Origin of the sequence: Pseudomonas sp. 008, from assembly GCF_016861935.1 — a bacterium.
GTDB lineage: Bacteria > Pseudomonadota > Gammaproteobacteria > Pseudomonadales > Pseudomonadaceae > Aquipseudomonas.
Map to the genome: position 1 here is coordinate 251,489 of NZ_BOMA01000006.1, position 18,144 is coordinate 269,632.

Annotated in this window: 15 protein-coding genes; all 15 read left to right on the top strand. The window is 53.4% G+C overall.

What is annotated here, in order from left to right; translation table 11 throughout:
• Positions 1-81: 81 nt before the first annotated feature.
• The 15 genes from rpsA (at position 82) to JUI81_RS14910 (ending at position 18,132) form a co-directional block, all read left to right on the top strand.
• The gene (rpsA, locus tag JUI81_RS14840) at positions 82-1,773 is read left to right on the top strand and encodes a 30S ribosomal protein S1 (protein WP_018929851.1); all 1,692 of its coding nucleotides are present in this window, start codon (positions 82-84) and stop codon (positions 1,771-1,773) included.
• 498 nt (positions 1,774-2,271) lie between these two features.
• Positions 2,272-3,564, top strand: coding sequence for a group II intron reverse transcriptase/maturase (gene ltrA, locus JUI81_RS14845; RefSeq protein WP_204124574.1), 1,293 nt, complete (start codon positions 2,272-2,274; stop codon positions 3,562-3,564).
• Positions 3,565-3,821: 257 nt separating this feature from the next.
• Positions 3,822-4,100, top strand: coding sequence for a hypothetical protein (locus JUI81_RS14850; RefSeq protein WP_096480876.1), 279 nt, complete (start codon positions 3,822-3,824; stop codon positions 4,098-4,100).
• Positions 4,101-4,249: 149 nt separating this feature from the next.
• Positions 4,250-4,546 (top strand): integration host factor subunit beta, encoded by a 297-nt coding sequence (gene ihfB, locus JUI81_RS14855; RefSeq protein ID WP_003369729.1) that lies wholly within the window; start codon positions 4,250-4,252, stop codon positions 4,544-4,546.
• 27 nt (positions 4,547-4,573) lie between these two features.
• Entirely contained in the window at positions 4,574-4,813 is a 240-nt protein-coding gene (locus JUI81_RS14860) for a LapA family protein (protein ID WP_204124575.1), read from the top strand.
• Positions 4,814-5,040: 227 nt separating this feature from the next.
• Positions 5,041-6,117 carry a dTDP-glucose 4,6-dehydratase gene (gene rfbB, locus JUI81_RS14865; RefSeq protein WP_204124576.1) on the top strand — a complete coding sequence of 359 codons (1,077 nt, stop codon included), beginning with the start codon at positions 5,041-5,043 and terminating at the stop codon, positions 6,115-6,117.
• On the top strand, positions 6,114-7,007 hold the full coding sequence (rfbD, locus tag JUI81_RS14870; protein ID WP_204124577.1) for a dTDP-4-dehydrorhamnose reductase: 894 nt from the start codon (positions 6,114-6,116) through the stop codon (positions 7,005-7,007). Before rfbB ends, rfbD begins: the two co-directional genes overlap by 4 nt.
• The gene (gene rfbA / locus JUI81_RS14875; RefSeq protein WP_204124578.1) at positions 7,004-7,894 is read left to right on the top strand and encodes a glucose-1-phosphate thymidylyltransferase RfbA; all 891 of its coding nucleotides are present in this window, start codon (positions 7,004-7,006) and stop codon (positions 7,892-7,894) included. Before rfbD ends, rfbA begins: the two co-directional genes overlap by 4 nt.
• Positions 7,895-7,950: 56 nt before the next feature.
• Entirely contained in the window at positions 7,951-8,874 is a 924-nt protein-coding gene (locus JUI81_RS14880; RefSeq protein WP_204124579.1) for a glycosyltransferase, read from the top strand.
• Complete coding sequence (locus tag JUI81_RS14885; protein ID WP_204124580.1) at positions 8,871-9,833, top strand: SDR family oxidoreductase; 963 nt, start codon at positions 8,871-8,873, stop codon at positions 9,831-9,833. The genes JUI81_RS14880 and JUI81_RS14885 overlap by 4 nt, the downstream gene beginning before the upstream one ends.
• On the top strand, positions 9,830-10,831 hold the full coding sequence (locus tag JUI81_RS14890; RefSeq protein ID WP_204124581.1) for a glycosyltransferase family 4 protein: 1,002 nt from the start codon (positions 9,830-9,832) through the stop codon (positions 10,829-10,831). The genes JUI81_RS14885 and JUI81_RS14890 overlap by 4 nt, the downstream gene beginning before the upstream one ends.
• Before the next feature lie 462 nt (positions 10,832-11,293).
• Entirely contained in the window at positions 11,294-13,717 is a 2,424-nt protein-coding gene (locus tag JUI81_RS14895; protein ID WP_204124582.1) for a hypothetical protein, read from the top strand.
• Positions 13,718-13,934: 217 nt separating this feature from the next.
• Entirely contained in the window at positions 13,935-14,879 is a 945-nt protein-coding gene (locus tag JUI81_RS14900; protein ID WP_204124583.1) for a glycosyltransferase, read from the top strand.
• Entirely contained in the window at positions 14,876-16,006 is a 1,131-nt protein-coding gene (locus tag JUI81_RS14905; RefSeq protein ID WP_204124584.1) for a glycosyltransferase, read from the top strand. The genes JUI81_RS14900 and JUI81_RS14905 overlap by 4 nt, the downstream gene beginning before the upstream one ends.
• Positions 16,007-16,104: 98 nt before the next feature.
• The gene (locus JUI81_RS14910; protein WP_204124585.1) at positions 16,105-18,132 is read left to right on the top strand and encodes a hypothetical protein; all 2,028 of its coding nucleotides are present in this window, start codon (positions 16,105-16,107) and stop codon (positions 18,130-18,132) included.
• The last annotated feature ends 12 nt before the right edge of the window (positions 18,133-18,144 follow it).

Here is an 18,144-nt window from a genome sequence, read left to right on the forward strand (position 1 = left end):
GCTTCTTTTAAATGAAACTAACCCACATCGTCTGGGATGTGGAGATGGGCGTATTCTTCGCCCTTATCAACAGGAATTAAAATGAGCGAAAGCTTTGCGGAACTCTTTGAAGAAAGCCTAAAAACCCTGAACCTTCAGGCAGGCTCCATCATCACCGGTGTTATCGTTGATATCGATTACCAAGCTCGCTGGGTAACCGTTCACGCTGGCCTGAAGTCTGAAGCACTCATCCCGCTTGAGCAGTTCTACAACGACGCTGGCGAACTGAACATCAACGTCGGTGACGAAGTTCACGTTGCTCTGGACTCGGTTGAAGACGGCTTTGGTGAAACCAAGCTGTCCCGTGAAAAAGCCAAGCGCGCTGAATGCTGGATTGTTCTGGAAGCAGCCTTCGCAGCCGAAGAAGTGGTCAAGGGCGTTATCAACGGTAAGGTTAAAGGCGGCTTCACTGTCGACGTTAACGGCATCCGTGCGTTCCTGCCAGGTTCTCTGGTTGACGTCCGTCCAGTGCGCGACACCACGCACCTGGAAGGCAAAGAGCTGGAATTCAAGGTCATCAAACTCGACCAGAAACGCAACAACGTTGTCGTTTCCCGTCGCAGCGTCCTCGAAGCCGAGAACTCCGCCGAGCGTGAAGCTCTGCTGGAATCCCTGCAGGAAGGCCAACAAGTCAAAGGTATCGTCAAGAACCTCACCGATTACGGCGCATTCGTCGATCTGGGTGGCGTCGATGGCCTGCTGCACATTACCGACATGGCTTGGAAGCGTATCAAGCATCCTTCCGAAATCGTCAACGTTGGCGACGAGATCGATGTCAAGGTTCTGAAGTACGATCGCGAGCGCAATCGTGTTTCCCTGGGCCTCAAGCAACTGGGCGAAGATCCATGGGTTGCTATCAAAGCCCGTTACCCAGAAAGCACTCGCGTTACCGCTCGTGTAACCAACCTGACCGACTACGGCTGCTTCGCTGAGCTGGAAGAAGGCGTTGAAGGTCTGGTACACGTTTCCGAAATGGACTGGACCAACAAGAACATCCACCCTTCGAAAGTCGTACAAGTCGGCGACGAAGTGGAAGTTATGGTTCTGGACATCGACGAAGAGCGTCGTCGTATCTCCCTCGGCATCAAGCAGTGTAAATCTAACCCATGGGAAGATTTCTCTGGCCAGTTCAACAAGGGCGATAAAATCTCCGGCACCATCAAGTCGATCACCGATTTCGGTATCTTCATTGGTCTGGACGGCGGCATCGACGGTCTGGTTCACCTGTCCGACATCTCCTGGAACGAAGTGGGCGAAGAAGCCGTTCGCCGCTTCAAGAAGGGCGACGAGCTGGACACCGTTATCCTGTCGGTTGACCCAGAGCGCGAGCGCATCTCCCTGGGTATCAAGCAACTGGAAAGCGATCCGTTCTCCGAGTACGTTCAAGAGAACGACAAAGGCGCCATCGTTAAAGGCATCGTGAAAGAAGTTGACGCTAAAGGCGCCATCATCACTCTGGCCGACGATATCGAAGCGACTCTGAAAGCCTCCGAAATCAGCCGTGACCGCGTTGAAGACGCGCGCAACGTTCTGAAAGAAGGCCAGGAAGTAGAAGCCAAGATCATCAGCGTTGATCGCAAGAGCCGCGTAATCCAGCTCTCCATCAAGTCGAAAGATGATGCTGAAGAGAAAGAAGCAATCCAGAGCTTGAAAGACAAGCCTGCTGCTGACATCGCTGCTGGTCCTACCACTCTGGGCGACCTGTTGCGTGCACAAATGGAAAAACAGAACTGAGTTCTGTCAGACCATAGAAAAAGGGCGACTTCGGTCGCCCTTTTTTGTGTGCGCCCAGCATGGGCGCAATCTTGTGGGTGAAAGTCCCGCCGTAAGCTGGCCACAGCGAACGAAGTGAAGCGCAACTGCATGAGGGCGACCGAGTGTGGGGAGGAAGCGTGAATCGAAGCCATGAGCCGATGTACAAGAACCGGATAAAAGGCGAAGCCGATCAGGGCGAGCGGGCACAAAACCGCGAAGCTCTTGTGGTCAAGGATCAGGCTGCGTAAATCCGGCGGTTGTGTGGTGAAGGATTGCGTTCTTACCTGGGGAGATCTCGCCTTGTGCCTGAAAGGGCGACGGCGCCAGCCGGAGCGAGAAGTCAGCAGAGGCCATAGTAGTCTTTTTTTTGACGAAGGGCCGAACGAGAGAAAGCGTTATAGGCCATATTGATGCGAGAAACCGGAAGTCAGATGCCTGCCAAACGCGGGGCGGGCGGAGGTAACGAGCGGTGAAACCGTGAGAAATCCCGTCAGCGACGAGGTCAATCGCCCGCAAGATGAATCCGACAACGCAGGGCAAGGGCTGCTGGAGCGGGCCTTTGCGAGAGAAAACCTGAAGCGGGCGTGGAAGCGGGTCAAGGCCAACAAGGGTGCCGCAGGAGTCGACGGTCTGGACATGGATCAGACGGCCGAGCATCTGCTGACCCAGTGGGTCGTGATTCGTGAACAGCTTATGTCCGGTGTCTATCGGCCCAGTCCGGTACGACGTGTGGTCATTCCCAAACCCGACGGCGGTGAGCGCGAGTTGGGTATCCCAACGGTCACTGACCGCTTGATCCAACAAGCGTTACTGCAAATTTTGCAGCCGCTACTCGATCCCACTTTCAGTGAACACAGCTACGGCTTCCGTCCGGGACGTTGTGCGCAGGGCGCCGTCTCGGCGGCTCAGCGCTACGTGTCTTCGGGGTATCAAGTGGTGGTGGATGTTGATCTGGAGAAGTTCTTCGACCGGGTCGATCACGACATTCTGATGGATCGTTTACGTAAACGGATTTCGGATCGGGCGGTTATCCGGCTGATCCGTGCGTATCTGGATGCGGGAGCGTTGATCAATGGCGTGGTCGAGAAAAGCCGCTGCGGGGCGCCGCAAGGCGGCCCGCTGTCGCCGTTGCTGGCGAATGTGCTGCTGGACGAAGTGGATCGGGAGCTTGAGCGTCGAGGTCATTGTTTTGTGCGCTATGCCGACGATGCGAATGTGTATGTTCGCAGCCGGAAGGCAGGCGAGCGAGTCATGGTCTTGCTGAGGCGTCTGTATGAAAAGCTGCACTTGAGTGTCAACGAGAACAAGAGTGCGGTGGCGAGTGCATTTGGTCGCAAGTTTCTGGGCTACGAACTGTGGTCTTCCCGAAACGAGGTCAAGCGCGCAGCGTCTTACAAGGCACAAAAGCAGTTCAAGCAGCGAGTACGCTGGTATACCCGGCGCTCGTGCGGTCGCAGCCTGCAGCAGATCGTCGATGACCTGCGACCTTACATTTTGGGTTGGAAAGCTTACTTCGGGCTGTCGCAAACCCCAGCCGTCTGGCGCGAGCTGGACGAATGGATACGAAACCGATTGCGAGCTATCCAGCTTAAACAATGGAAGCGCGGAACGACGACATATCGTGAGCTGCGAGCACTTGGCGCGAGTAACCAAGTGGCGCAGAAGGTGGCAGGGAACACCTGCCGCTGGTGGCATAACAGTCGTCTCGATCTGAACCGCGTACTTAATATTGCGTGGTTCGACAGGCTGGGATTAGTGCGTCTCTCATAACCTCAATCTCTCGAACCGCCCGGTGCGGACCCGCATGCCGGGTGGTGTGGCAGGGGAGCGGCCTATGAAGGCCGTCCCCTATGCCGATGTCTGCGATTTGGTGAATCCCTAATGTGCTGACGCTGCAATATTTCTTTCGTGAAACCAATGATCTACATAAGTTGTCTGTAACTTCATACAGGTCAATCGTCTATTCAAGGCTAGGCTTAGTCTGAAGTGAACGACCGCCGGGTTGTGTATCCGGCATAAGGAAGTGAATGAACAAGCTCATTGTCGTGATAGCAGTAATGACATTGGCAGGTTGTACCACTAATGCCAAAACTCATGCGATACGCGGCGTCAGTGGCATAGAGGTCGATTGTTCGGGGTTGGGCTCGGGATGGGAGAGGTGTTACAAGCGAGCGGCCAAGGAGTGTAAGGGGGCAGGCTATAAAGTCATCGTAAGGTCCGATGAGGCCAAAGAGGAAGATGTATTCCCTTTCGGCTTCAATCCTGCAGGTTATCTGACGCGCACCATGCTCGTCATATGCAGGTGAGCGGATGAGTTCGTCAGCGTTCCGGTGCTCTGAAATCAGGCATCTCGCGGCCGGGGAGAATATGTCAAAGCTCAGGCTGTTCAAATTCATCAGAGCATGCTAAAACCTTTGAAGCGCTGATCTAGCTGCTTGAAAAAGAAGGGAAAAATATGACGAAGTCGGAGTTGATCGAACGAATTGTCACCCATCAAGGGCTACTCTCATCCAAGGATGTGGAGCTGGCCATCAAGACCATGCTTGAGCAAATGTCCCAATGTCTGGCCACTGGTGATCGAATCGAGATCCGTGGTTTTGGCAGCTTCTCACTGCACTATCGCGCACCGCGCGTAGGGCGCAATCCAAAAACAGGTCAGTCCGTCAGCCTTGACGGCAAGTTCGTTCCGCATTTCAAGCCAGGCAAAGAACTGCGCGATCGTGTGAACGAAGATGAGGAGGAAGGGCTTTGACGGCTTCCGCACTTCAAGGAGTCGCTGATGCGTAACCTCAAGCGCGTACTCCTCGCTGTATTTGTCCTGTTGCTCGTTCTGGTGATCCTGGCGTTCGTTCTTGAGAACCAGCAAGGCGTGTCATTGCTGTTTCTAGGGTGGGTGGGCCCACAGTTGCCAGTGTCGTTGATCATGGTAATTGCGCTGCTGATCGGCATGCTGATCGGGCCGATTCTCGGCTGGTTTCTGGGGCGTACATCCAGAGCCTCCCGCAAACGCCTTGTCTGATTCCGGGAAACCCGCTGTAGGCATGGAATTTGCGTCGCAGCTTGTCCATATCCATTAGTAAAACCTTCATTAAGCTGTAAAATGCTGCGCTTGGCCGACAGGGATGTTCCCATTTCGGTTCAGACTGACTCTGTCAGAAGCCTCGGCTGACTTGATGGCTTTTGCATTCATGGATTAGACAGTGCGCGGTTGGCGGCCCTGTCAGCAACTCAAGGGTATGGTTTCGCGTGAAAATTCTAGTAACCGGCGGCGCCGGGTTCATCGGCTCGGCAGTCATTCGTCATATCATCTCCAACACTGCCGACTCTGTCGTTAACGTTGATAAACTGACTTATGCCGGTAATCTTGAGTCGCTGGCCGGAGTCAGTCAGAACTCGCGTTATGTGTTCGAGCGCGTCGACATCTGCGACCGCGACCAAGTGGACCGTGTCCTGCGTGAACACCAACCGGATGCAATCATGCACCTGGCCGCAGAGTCCCACGTTGACCGCTCGATCTCCGGTCCGTCTGAATTCATCCAGACCAACATCATCGGCACTTACACCTTGCTGGAGGCTGCACGCCACTATTGGGCGGCACTGGACGATGTGCGTAAAGCCAACTTCCGCTTCCACCATATTTCCACCGACGAAGTCTACGGAGACCTTGACGGTCCGGAAGACCTCTTCACCGAAACCACGCCGTATCAGCCAAGTTCGCCGTACTCGGCCAGCAAGGCCAGTTCCGATCACCTGGTTCGCGCCTGGAGCCGTACCTACGGCCTGCCGACCCTGGTTACCAACTGTTCGAACAACTATGGTCCGTTCCACTTCCCTGAGAAATTGATCCCGCTGATCATTCTCAACGCACTGGAAGGCAAGCCGCTGCCGGTCTACGGCAAAGGCAACCAGGTTCGTGACTGGCTCTACGTCGAAGACCACGCCCGCGCACTCTACAAAGTCGTGACCGAAGGCGTGATTGGCGAGACCTACAACATCGGCGGCCATAACGAGAAGCAAAATATCGAAGTGGTGCACACCCTTTGCGCACTGCTCGACGAGCTGCGTCCGGACTCCGCTCATCGTCCACACGCCAGCCTGATCACCTATGTTCAGGATCGCCCGGGCCACGACCAGCGTTACGCGATCGACGCCAGCAAAATCCAGCGCGAGCTGGGCTGGACGCCAGAAGAGACCTTTGAAACCGGTATCCGCAAGACTGTCGAGTGGTACCTGAACAACACTGAGTGGGTAGCTCACGTGAAGAGCGGCAGCTACCAGCAATGGATCGACCAGAACTACACGGACCGTTCGGACAAAGCATGAAAATTCTCCTGTTGGGAAAAAACGGCCAGGTCGGCTGGGAGCTGCAACGCTCTCTTGCGCCTCTTGGCGAACTGATCGCCCTGGACCGTCACCCAGTCGATGGTTTGAGTGGCGACCTGTCTGACCTCAATGCACTGCGCGCGACGATTCGTCAGGTCAGGCCGGACGTCATCGTCAACGCAGCGGCCTACACTGCGGTCGATAAAGCTGAGTCCGAGACTGAACTGGCCAGCCGCGTGAATGGTCAGGCGAGTCAGGTCATGGCTGAAGAAGCCGCATCTCTAGGGGCTTGGCTGATTCACTACTCGACCGATTACGTATTCAACGGTGAAGGCCTGGCGCCATGGCAAGAGACCGATGCCGTCGCCCCAGTGAATCACTACGGTGCCAGCAAACTGGCCGGCGAGCAGGCGATTATTGCCTCGGGCTGCAAGCACCTGATCTTCCGCACCAGCTGGGTCTATGGCGCTCGCGGCAACAACTTTGCCAAGACCATGCTGCGTCTGGCCAAGGATCGCGACACCCTAAGTGTCATTGCCGACCAGATCGGCGCGCCGACGGGTGCCGACCTGATCGCCGATGTGACAGCGTTGGCCATTCGGCAAGTCTTGCAACGTCCTGAGCTGGCGGGTCTGTATCACTTGGCGGCGGCCGGTGAAGTGTCCTGGCATGGTTATGCCAGTCATGTGATCGATTTTGCCAAGGCAAATGGTGAAGAGCTCGCTGTTACAGCGATCAACCCGATAGACACAACTGCCTACCCAACACCGGCGCGCCGCCCTCTGAATTCCCGGTTGAACACTCAAAAGCTGCGCGACAATTTTTCTCTGCACTTGCCGGATTGGCAAAGTGGCGTCACCCGAATGCTGATGGAAATCCTGAATAAATGACAACGACAAATCGTAAAGGCATCATCCTCGCTGGTGGTTCGGGCACTCGTCTGCACCCGTTGACCCTTGGTGTGTCCAAGCAGATGCTGCCGATTTACGACAAGCCGATGATCTTTTACCCGCTGTCGGTGCTTATGCTCGCCGGTATGCGCGAAATCCTGATTATTTCCACACCTGAAGACCTGCCATGTTTTCAAAAATTGCTGGGCGACGGCAGCCTGTACGGCATCAAGTTGACCTACGCCGAGCAACCTAGCCCGGACGGTCTGGCACAGGCTTTCATCATTGGCGAAGAATTCATCGGCAAGGACCCTTGCTGTCTGATCCTGGGCGACAACATCTTCTACGGTCAGCACTTTTCGGAAAACCTGCGTTCCGCCACCATTCAAGAGGTTGGCGCGACCGTATTCGGCTATCACGTATCGGATCCGGAGCGTTTTGGTGTAGTCGAGTTCGACGCTTCCGGCCGTGCCTTGAGCATCGAAGAGAAGCCGCTGAAGCCAAAATCCAGCTACGCGGTGACCGGGCTGTACTTCTACGACAACCAGGTCGTCGAGATCGCCAAGAACATCAAGCCATCCGCACGTGGTGAGCTGGAAATTACCGACGTTAACCGTGCGTACCTCGAGCAGAAAACTCTCAATGTCGAAATGCTTGGTCGTGGTTTTGCCTGGCTGGATACCGGTACTCATGATTCGTTGCTGGAAGCCAGTCACTTCGTGCACACCATCGAGCAGCGTCAGGGACTGAAAGTGGCTTGCCTGGAGGAGATCGCTTACCACAATGGCTGGATTAGTGCGGAGCAGCTGGGCACTCAGGCTGATGCCCTGAAGAAGACTGGCTATGGTCAGTACCTGCAGAAGCTGCTGGACTCGCCTTCCCACTGATTCGAAGGCTCAATCCTTTCGAACAGCAGCGTTTAATCGGTCCAGGCAGGAATGGTATGCCAGTAAAACATCCCAAGGTTGCGGTTTTGCTGGCTGCCTACAATGGCATGCGGTGGATCGAGGAGCAGTTGGCCTCGATCCTCGACCAGTCAGCTGTCGACGTAACCGTTTATATCAGTATCGATCCTTCCACTGACGGTACCGAGGCTTGGTGTGCGGCTTACGCTGCACAGCACCCAAGCGTTATCGTGCTGCCCGCTGCTGGCACCTTCGGTGGTGCTTCGCGCAACTTCTTCAGGCTGATCCGCGATGTTGATCTGGATGAGTACGAGTTTGTCGCCTTTGCCGATCAGGATGACGTATGGCACGCGGATAAGCTTCAGCGCGCGACCCATGCGATTCAGACCCGTAAGGTAGATGCCTACTCCAGCAACGTCACCGCCTTTTGGTCGAACGGCAGGACGCAATTGCTGGACAAGGCTCAACCTCAGGTTGCCTGGGACTTCTTGTTTGAAGCGGCTGGGCCAGGTTGCACGTATGTGATGAGCCAGAAAATGATGGTGCCTTTAAAGGCGTCCATGCTGGTTAATTGGGCTGACTTGCAAGGTGTCAGCCTGCATGACTGGTACTGCTACGCCTTTGCGCGCAGCCATGGCTTCAAGTGGTTTATCGACCCGCAGCCGTCCATGCAATATCGCCAGCACGAGCGCAATCAGGTTGGGGCCAACACGGGCCTCAATCCGTTGATCGCACGTTACAAGACGATTCATGATGGCTGGTGGTTCTCCCAGGTCCGGCTGATTGCGTGTCAGGTGGGGCTAGGTGCGGATCCTTTCGTTCGGGGCTGGCTGCGTCTGGGGCGCAGGCAGCTATTGAGTCTCTCTTTAAGTGCCTGGAAATGTCGTCGGCGTGCGCGGGATAAAGTGTTCTTCTTTTTGATTTGTTGGGCCACTGCATTGATCGGAAGTAAATCCAGATGAACAGTCCGCGGGTTTTAGTGACGGGCGCGACGGGGTTTGTAGGCGAGGCCGTGGTCTTCAGGTTGTTGCTCGATAAGAAATTCACCCCCGTCGCCGCTGTCCGCGCAAGTACACGATTGAGCGGTTTGTGTCGGGTCGTTCCTTTCGATCTCGATCTGCCGACTGGCATGCCTGTGCTGGAGGGCATTGCTGTCGTCATTCATTGTGCGGCCAGAGTGCACGTCATGAATGAAACGGTTACGGACAGTCTGGCAGCGTTTCGTAAAGCCAACGTTGAGGGTACTGTCCGGCTTGCCAGGCGTGCGGCAGAGTCCGGCGTGAAACGTTTTATATTTATCAGTTCGATCAAGGTGAATGGCGAAAGCACAGGTCGCAACATGCCGTTCAAGGCAACGGATTCGCCTGCGCCAGTCGATCCTTATGGGGTGTCCAAGCACGAGGCAGAGATTGCGTTACGGCAAATCAGCCTGGAAACCGGGATGGAGGTTGTTGTTATCCGTCCGCCCCTCGTTTACGGGCCGGGTGTCAAAGCCAATTTCCTCAGCATGATGCGTTGGCTGGATCGCGGCGTGCCTTTGCCATTGGGTGCCATTGATAATCAGCGCAGTCTGGTTGCACTCGGAAATCTCACGGACCTGGTGGTCACCTGCATCGACAGTCCTGCTGCCGTCGGCCAGGTCTTTCTGGTCAGCGATGGCGAAGATCTTTCCACTACCCAGTTGCTGCGCCATATGGCGCTTGCTCTGGACAAGGTCGCGAGACTGCTGCCAGTGCCTGCGGGGTTGCTGAGAGTGGTGGCCTCGATGATGGGCAAGTCAGGGGTTGTCGAGCGGCTGTGTGGTTCTTTGCAGGTGGATATCAGGCACACGCGTGAGGTGCTTGGGTGGCATCCGCCTGTCAGTGCGGAAAGGGCTTTGCGTCAGGCGGCCGATCATTATCGGGATAAACAGACAAGATGATTTTTGCGTTATTGATGGTGGTGTTTGCCGTTTCATGGGGGTTGACCCGGGTTTTGCGCCGGTATGCCTTGTCCCGAAGCCTGATGGATATTCCAAACGAGCGTAGCGCTCATACGGTTCCAACGCCACGCGGTGGCGGTGTATCAATCGTTGTCGCTTTTTTGCTCGCGCTTCCGGTCCTGTCGTTGTTGGGGGTGTTGCCTCTGTCTGCGCTAATAGCGTTGGTTGGGGCGGGCGTTCTGGTGGCGGTGATTGGCTTCGCCGACGACCATGGTCATATTGCCGCGAGGTGGCGGTTGCTGGGGCACTTCATCGCCGCGACCTGGGTGTTGTTCTGGCTCAATGGACTCGCACCCATTGCTTTGTTGGGTGTTTCGCTGGATCTGGGGTGGATCGGTTCCATCCTTGGGGCGGTTTATCTGGTCTGGATGCTCAATCTCTATAACTTCATGGATGGCATCGATGGTTTGGCCAGCGTTGAAGCCATCACCGTGTGCCTGGGAATATGCCTGGTTTATGGGGTTAGTGGCACAACTGAGCTGGTATGGGGGCCGTTGATGCTGGTTGTGGCCGTTGCAGGCTTTTTGTGCTGGAATTTTCCACCTGCCCGGATCTTCATGGGGGATGCGGGGAGCGGTTTTCTCGGCATTATTCTCGGGGCAATGGCGCTTCAGGCGGCCTGGAGCAAGCCGGAGCTGATCTGGAGCTGGTTGATTCTGTTGGGGGTTTTTATTGTTGATGCGACATGGACGCTCGTTCGGCGCTTGATCAACGGAGAAAAGGTATATCAGGCCCATAGCAGCCATGCTTATCAGAAAGCGGCACGCCGCTGGGGTCATAAAAAGGTGACGATAAGTGTGGCTGTCATCAATGTTGTTTTTTTGCTGCCGCTCGCGATCCTGGTTGTGCTCGGTCATTTGAATGCCGTGGCGGGGATGTGTATGGCGTATGCACCGCTTGTCTGTGTGGCTTATCTATTAAGGGCGGGCAGGTCATAAGTTCGAATCAGGTTGCTTTGCAGTGTTTCCAATTTTGCTCATTCGGTGGTAACTCGCCCAAGCATACCCATCCGTCGGGCCTTGCGCTGGTGTGTCTTAGGATACTGAGTGTGGTGGTCAGGTCAGGGCTGGCCATCGTTTTGCAGTTCGCCGTATTCAGTTTAGTGCGTTTGACGCACGTCATGGCCCTCTCGCAAATATCGTCCAGAATGCACTGCATTGAAAAAAAGCCTGCGAGCCGGCAGGCGTTTGGTAGAATGTGCGGTCATGATTCTTGTCCGATTTTGCTCTCGCAGCATTGGCAGTTCTGCAAATTCGGGGCGAGCGTTACGCATATGCGATGTATTTATTCATGAACGTGTTTTTGTGTATCACTTTGTTAACAGTTTTTTATATTTATTAGCTTCGGCTTGTTGTTGCACTAACTGAAGGGCGAGGAAGCGTTTAGAGATGGAAGGTCTTATGGATAGACGTCAGATAAAAGTGGGCTGGTGCGTCGCGTCGCTGTCTCTCGACACGGCTAGCGTGCGCTACCGGGCGTTACTTCCTTTGTTGGCACTCGAAAAGGAAGGTTTTATCTGCAGTCTGTTTACCAATCGCAGTCCCGTCGATCTTGAAAGCCTCGATGTGCTTGTTATCGTCAAAGCCTTTTCTGTCGAAAGCCTAGCACTGGTTCAGCGTGCCCGAGCACTGAACATACCCGTTGTCATCGATCTGTGTGACAACATTTTTGTGCCTGGATATGGAAAGAGTCAGTTGGGTACGCCTGGCGAAATGTTTGCCGCAATGGCCCGACTCGCAACCGCCGTTGTGACGACCACTGAACCTTTGGCTGACGTTATAAAGGCTCATGTGCCGGGCATTACCGTACACATCATTCCCGATGGTCTTGCCTCTGAAACTGTAGTGCACGAAGGCAGTCAGCTCATCAATAACGCCAGGGCGATTGAAAAGCCCATGACTCAATCCCTGTGGCGTAGCCGGTTGATAAAACTGTCTGATGAGTTCAAGGATTCAGGGGTCATCCATACATTCAAACGCTTGCTGAAAACGCAGTTGCAACGCATCCGGAAAAAACGCGGTAGGGATGGTTCGGTCGCAACGGTCATGGCCATTCTGAGGGCGGGCTTGCGTCTGCTCAGCAAACAAATCACCGGCTTTAAAAAGGCAGCGGTTGTCGCTGCTCCAGCGATCACCCTCGTTATTCCAAATGCACCGGCCCTCGATCCGTCGAATACCATGTATTTGCTGTGGTTCGGTAATCACGGTGCCGATTACGCCGACTTCGGCATCCTGGACTTGCTTCTCATCCAGAATGCACTGGAAGCAATCGCGCTGGAATATCCGGTTGAGCTTGTGGTGATCAGTAACAATGCTGCCAAGTACGAGCGCTTTATCAAGCCGATGGCCATTGCATCGCGCTATGTAGAATGGTCGATCAATGTTGTAGACGATTGGATGGCTGTTTCACGGGTTGTTCTGATCCCCAACTCCTGCGATCCGTTCAGTATCTGCAAGTCCGCCAATCGAACGGTTCATGCCCTGACCCAAGGCATTCCCGTCGTCGCTACCGCAACGCCTGCACTGTCGCCGCTGGGTGGCAGCATCATGACCGGTGATTTTTTACAGGGGCTGCGTCGTTATCTGTCGAGCACCGAAAATGGTCGCCAGGATGTAGCACTCGCCAGGACGCTGATCGAGCAACACTTCAGCTCTGCTGTCATTGGTTCTCTGTGGCGGGATGCGCTGCAATCAGCCATCGCTCAATGCTCCGGGGCAGCAGACGTCCACGAAGCGGAGGTCCTAGTGGTACTGCACCTGGTCCAGGATCTGGATCTTGCGCTGCCGATCATTCTTGAACTCAAACAACGTGGGATAGCGGTGCAAGTGGTGTGCAGCCACACATTGCTCAAGGCTTCTCCGCGAGTAATGAAAACCCTGTCACTTCATCAGATCAATGTCCGGGTGGTGTCAGCCGTCGAGCCATTGGCTTCATTCTGCTTCGATTCTCGGACCAGAGCGCTGCTGACGGTGTCGGAAACCAATCTCAGTCCTCATCGATTCAGTCGCGCGCTGACCGAAGCGGCGAAAGTCGCCGGCATCATGACCGCGACCTTGCAACATGGCCTCGAGAATGTGGGGTTGACCTACAGCGACAAGATCCATTCGATAGACCGGGTCAATTTCGCCGCCGACAGGATCTACCTTTGGGGCGGGCTGGACACCTTGCACGCAGATATCAGTGCTGCCACGCGCGCAAAATGCGTTGCGATCGGTTGCTCCAAGGTCGGTCGGGATGAAAGCGCCAATCTGGATGCGTTGATCGCCCCCGAGGCCTGTGTGGTCGGTGTCTTCGAAAACCTGCACTGGCATCGGTACTCCGAAGAATATCGGCAATTTTTTCTTGAGGGAGTGACCGCGCTGGCGGAGCAATTCCCTTCCGTCACCTTTTTGATCAAGCCTCATCATGCGGGCCTGTGGCTGACTTCCCGTTACAAAGGAGACAAGCCCGTCGCCTCGAACCTGATCATCGCCGATCCCAAGCAGGCGGAATGGGAGCGTTATACCGCTGGCGGCCTGTTGGGTCGAATGAAAGCGGTCATCACCAGCCCCTCTACCGTGGCCCTCGATGCTGCAGCGCGGGGGTTGCCGGTCGCGGTGGTCAAGGGTGATCTCGACACTGAAACCTATGCCCCACTTTATGCCATCGAGCAGATGGCGAACTGGTCCGCGTTCATCGAACGCGTTCTCGATGAAAGCCAAGCGCCAGAGCTCAAGCATCTTTCCGAGTGCTTTGTAAACCGTATGGTCTTGGAAGGCGATGCCGCCGCCCGATTGGTTGACGACTTGCTCTCTACGTCAATTCTTAATGATGTCAGTTCTTGAAGGTGGCGGCCGATGCGCATCTTGGGAATGAATGACAGCTCCTATAAAATAACCGGGCCACATCGAGCCGGTGATATTCGCTATGCGTGCTCCAGCAACGTCACCCCTGCAGAGCCTTGGACCAGAGCTTCAAATGAGTATCCGGTCCGCTATAGGCATCTTGTACGGTGGTCGATAGTTGATTTTCAGAGTGCTAACGTTTTAAGAGGAATTTCCCATGGTTGATGGTGACGAAGTAATACGGGTATATGTAGGTGTCGATCGTTCGCAATTGCTCGCCGTTCCTGTTCTTGAATACTCCATCAAACGCCACACGACTGCAAATGTTGAAGTCATTCCGATGTTGGATCTCCCGGTCCCCGAGCCACTGGATCCGCGCAATGGTCAACGTACCGGTTTTTCATTCAGTCGTTTCTGCATTCCAAAGCTTTGTGGCTACAAGGGCAAGGCCATTTACATGGACGCAGACATGTTGGTGTTTCGCGATATTCGCGAGTTGTGGAACATTCCGTTCGACGGTGCGAAAATTGTAATCCAGCAAGAAGTCAAGTTTGCCGAAGCGTCGACCGACAAGGTCGGGGCGCCGAAAACTCGCAAGAAACAATGCGCCGTCATGCTTCTTGACTGCGAAAAGCTGGACTGGGAAATCGAAACCATCGTTCAAGAAATGGATGAGGGCAAGTACAATTATGACCAGCTAATGTGGGAACTGATCATTCTCGAGGAAAAATACGTAAAGTATGGTGTGCCTTTTGAGTGGAACAGCCTCGAGCATTTGGATAAAGACACTCGGTTGATTCATTACACCGACGTTTATACTCAGCCTTGGTCTGCTTGTGCAAACAAAAATGCCTGGCCATGGTTCGCGGAAGTTCGGTTGATGCTTAAAAATGGGGCGTTGACCGAGGCGGAAATTCAAAAAGAGATCGATCTTGGTTATTTCCGACCTTCATTGATTCGTGATATCAAATATCGTCATCTTATTCCCTCGTTTCTCCATAGTCTTTGGGATAAGAAGAATGCCGCTCGGGACAAGCTTGCCGGCTATGTTCCTCATAAAGCCGTTTACGAAGCCAAGCGGCGCCGTCAGCAGGTTATCAAGGACTACGAAGCCAGGCTCCCAGGCAGCAACTCTAACGGGCAAAAGGCTTCAAACGCATGATTACGTTGCTCAAGGCGCTTTTCAAGAAGCGCCATATCATCGCGCCGAATGAGTTTGATGTCCTCCTCGACGGGAACCCGAAGGGGAGGAATATTCTTATATTCACAGAGCAGGTGAATGCCACGTATTTCATTAGCTTTGATATCCCTCTGCGCGAGATGCATCAGCGAGGAGAGGTCAATGTCGCTGTGGTGTCGCAAAAACTGGTTTCGCAAAAGGGGGTTGGTTGCTGGGAACAGTGGAGCGATAGCTTTAAACCTGAGTTGGTCATATTTACTCGATATGGTCAACCGTTTGGTGTGGATATACTCAAGTTCTTTAAAGCACTGAATGTTCCCGTTATCTATCACATTGACGATAACTTGCTTGAACTACCCCCTTCTCTAGGAGCCGAAATTCAGAAACGTCAAGGCGCTAAAGATGTCATTGATGCGCGTCGAAATCTGCTGGCGCAATGTGACCTGATTTATGCGTCGACCCCTCACCTTGCCGAACTGCTCAAAAGTCTGTTTCCGAGGCAACATGTTTTTACTGGAGAATATTTTCCGTACATGGGGCAACGGGTGACGGTTAATCGACAAGAGCGGCAGTACCAGACTATTGGGTATATGGGGTCAAAAGGGCACCAGGAAGACCTGAATTTGGTGGTTCCGATGCTGGAGCGATTACTCGAAGAGCGGCCGAAATTGCACTTTGAAGTATTCGGGACGATACAGATGCCCGATCGTCTTTTGCGCTTTGGAGACAGGGTGAAAAGCCATAAAGTCAACAAATCTTATACTGAGTTTTTATCAGTCCTGGCTGGGTTGAATTGGGATATCGGTCTCGCTCCATTGGTCAATGAGGAGTTCAACCTTTGCAAGGCTCCCACGAAGTATCTTGAATACTCTGCTGCCGGTATTCCCGTGGTGGCGTCGAATGTTCCGGTTTACAGCATGATCATTCCGGAAGGCGCTGGGGTCTTGGTAAATGAAGATTGGTACTCAGCGTTGGCACTATATCTTGACTCGACAGACGCCAGAAAGCGGGCTGTTGAGATAGCTCAGTCTTATTGTTCTGAGCGCTATTCGCTTCATAAGCTCGAACAACAACTGACCACGATTTTTGATACGGTTAGCGTGTGTTGAGACCTCATGGGGTCAGGTGTCGAGAAGTTGTTGGGGGGGGCATTTGGTGCTGTATTGTATTGAGTTTTTAAAATGTTGTTTTGTAAGGTGTTGTGAAAATGGTTAATCGGACTGTGCAGTGGCTCATCGCTCCGGAAGTAAGCGGTGATGAGCCCCTTTTACTGTTTTCTGCCTGTGACGCGGGTTATCTCGGTTATGCCATCTCTTTGATCAAAAGTGTAGATCTGTATTCTCCAGGTGCTACCTTCTTTTTACATGTCATCAATCCCGGTGCGGACACCGTAAGCCGAATCGGAATGCTGTCTCGCTGTCTGGTGTCGACACGACTCAGCGTATCATTCGAAACCATTGATCTTTCAGCTCTGAATACAGATCAGCAGCGCGCTTATTATGCCAGTGCCCGCTTTCTGCAACTTTCCAATATTCTGTCTGTATTTTCTGTTCCTGTGTTCAGTATTGATGCTGATTCGTTGGTAGTTAATCCGTTTGATTTTGATTTTTCGAACAAAACAGACGCCGACGTCATTATTGTTCGACGAAACCTCGCCGAGGATCAGCCAGAGCATTTGGCTATTGCTACGGGGTCTATCTGGCTGGCTCCTTCGGAGGGGATTATTCGGTTGCTGAGAGAAATCTCCAGCGAAATCGACAAGGGTGTTGTTGAGCGCTCTCTAGAATGGTTCGTCGATCAAAGGTTGTTCTTCAGGCAGATGAACGCATATGCCGATCAGCTCAAGTTTTACAATTTGAAGCGTAAATATGCCGATTGGACATTTTCCACTTCAAGCATTCTCTGGGCCGGCAAAGGCGGTCTCAAACTTTATGACCTGCGTTTTTTTCTGCTTCAGAATCTGCTCTGTGACGACGTGCAAAAACGTACCATTAGCCATCATCTGGCTGAAGAGTTTTTTACTGTAGACAACTCACTGGCCAATGAATGGATTCGTTCACGGATAGCCACGGCAGTGGAAGGGAAGTACATCCAGAGCCTTGGTAATCGGTCCCTGAACCTGGAAGCCTCCACCCTGACTATTGCCTTTTACATTCCCAGGCTCGACCTTCCCTGGAAGAGGATGCCGGCAACGTCAACCCAGTTTCCTGTGGTCAGTGATGACGTTATCGACCTGCGTTTGCGCTGGAAAGAATTTGCCGTGCGCATGGCTAATGCGCTTGAGCGTGCCGGTCTGACCGTCAACGTTATCGAGTTGCCAGGCTGGGAAATCGATCGTGAAAGAATTGACGCGGATGGCGCTGCTCTCGCGTTTGTTCCCCATCGATGTCACCTGAACTTTTTGGATGGCAAGACTCCGGTGTTGTTTTACATGCAAGAGTTCTTTCGATGGGCTTTTGTTGTCGATGGGCGAGGATGGAGCGCAGCGTCCAGCGTGTATCCCGTTGCACGAAATATTAACTCTGATAAGGCACAAACGTCTTTTGACGAATATCGAGCGCGTCTTGTGGATGGCCGCTTGGCTAGCAAGTTTGCCCAGCAAGCTGCCAAGTCGAAGAGGCAGTTGATTGAAGAAGGTTTGTTACCATTTGATATCAGTGGCCGCTGGTTCCCCCGTCGCACTCTGCGCCCCTATATTTTTTTCCCTCTGCAGATTCCTACAGATCAATCGATTCAATTGTTCTCCGATTTTTCGGAACAAGTGCTTGTTGAGTCGCTGGTGGAATGGGCGAAGAAAAATGGCGTCACTGTGGTGCTGAAGCCTCATCCTGCAAACATGAAGAGCATGAAACCTTTCGAAAAAATGGTCGATAACACGAACATTTTTTACAGCGAAGCCAATGTTCAGGATTTGATCGCGCATGCTACTGCGGTTTATACCATTAACAGTGGCGTGGGTTTTGAGGCGCTGCTGCAAGTCAAGCCAGTTGTCACTTTCGGTCGCGTCGAGTACGACTGTGTTACATTCAACGCGACGCCGACCACTTTGGATGAGGCTTGGGATTATGTTCAAAACAGTACCGCAGCTGAGTTGGAAGTAAGATACAAGAATTTTGTAGATTGGTTTCTTGAATGCTATGCGGTGGATATGTCTCAACCGCAAGCGTCAAAGGCCCGACTGGATGAAATTGCAGCGCAAGTTCTTTCGATAATTTCACCATCTGTTGTGCGCTGAGGATAGATCGTC

What these genes read in the sequence shown, in the direction of transcription:
- JUI81_RS14880 (WP_204124579.1), top strand. Translation starts at nt 7,951, where the DNA reads ATGCCAGTAAAACATCCCAAGGTTGCGGTTTTGCTGGCTGCCTACAAT.
- JUI81_RS14910 (WP_204124585.1), top strand. Translation starts at nt 16,105, where the DNA reads ATGGTTAATCGGACTGTGCAGTGGCTCATCGCTCCGGAAGTAAGCGGT.
- JUI81_RS14895 (WP_204124582.1), top strand. Translation starts at nt 11,294, where the DNA reads ATGGATAGACGTCAGATAAAAGTGGGCTGGTGCGTCGCGTCGCTGTCT.
- rpsA (WP_018929851.1), top strand. Translation starts at nt 82, where the DNA reads ATGAGCGAAAGCTTTGCGGAACTCTTTGAAGAAAGCCTAAAAACCCTG.
- JUI81_RS14890 (WP_204124581.1), top strand. Translation starts at nt 9,830, where the DNA reads ATGATTTTTGCGTTATTGATGGTGGTGTTTGCCGTTTCATGGGGGTTG.
- rfbA (WP_204124578.1), top strand. Translation starts at nt 7,004, where the DNA reads ATGACAACGACAAATCGTAAAGGCATCATCCTCGCTGGTGGTTCGGGC.
- JUI81_RS14850 (WP_096480876.1), top strand. Translation starts at nt 3,822, where the DNA reads ATGAACAAGCTCATTGTCGTGATAGCAGTAATGACATTGGCAGGTTGT.
- JUI81_RS14905 (WP_204124584.1), top strand. Translation starts at nt 14,876, where the DNA reads ATGATTACGTTGCTCAAGGCGCTTTTCAAGAAGCGCCATATCATCGCG.
- JUI81_RS14860 (WP_204124575.1), top strand. Translation starts at nt 4,574, where the DNA reads ATGCGTAACCTCAAGCGCGTACTCCTCGCTGTATTTGTCCTGTTGCTC.
- JUI81_RS14900 (WP_204124583.1), top strand. Translation starts at nt 13,935, where the DNA reads ATGGTTGATGGTGACGAAGTAATACGGGTATATGTAGGTGTCGATCGT.
- ihfB (WP_003369729.1), top strand. Translation starts at nt 4,250, where the DNA reads ATGACGAAGTCGGAGTTGATCGAACGAATTGTCACCCATCAAGGGCTA.
- rfbD (WP_204124577.1), top strand. Translation starts at nt 6,114, where the DNA reads ATGAAAATTCTCCTGTTGGGAAAAAACGGCCAGGTCGGCTGGGAGCTG.
- JUI81_RS14885 (WP_204124580.1), top strand. Translation starts at nt 8,871, where the DNA reads ATGAACAGTCCGCGGGTTTTAGTGACGGGCGCGACGGGGTTTGTAGGC.